This is a genomic window from Helicobacter sp. MIT 14-3879 (assembly GCF_003364125.1).
In genome coordinates this window covers 1-323 of the sequence record NZ_NXLP01000214.1, presented here as the reverse complement: position 1 = coordinate 323, position 323 = coordinate 1, and the positions used below count along the sequence as shown (strand labels likewise).

Below are 323 nucleotides of genomic sequence, written 5' to 3'. Positions count from 1 at the left end.
GAGATTAGAGAGGGAGAGAAAGGAGTCTTTATGAAATAGATAAGAATAGAGATAGTCTGTATTAGAATCTTTAGAGTATAAATTAGCGTATAAATTAGAGTGTAAGTTAGAATCTTTAGAATCTTTGGGGTATGGGTTAGAGTTGAGATTAGAATAAATGTTAGAGTCTTTAGTGTATAAATTAGAATATAAATTAGAGTCTATGTTAGAATCTTTAGAATATAAATTAGAATAAATATTTTTATTTTCTAAATCTTTAGGATTTATTTTATCTAGGAATATGATAATATTATTTTTATCTTGAGATTCTAAGAGATAGGAAT

At 24.5% G+C, this 323-nt stretch carries 1 protein-coding gene; it reads right to left on the bottom strand.

Going from position 1 to position 323, the window contains the following annotated elements:
• The coding region (locus CQA44_RS12970) for a hypothetical protein (RefSeq protein WP_181881929.1) at positions 1 to 323 on the bottom strand (323 nt) is incomplete at both ends.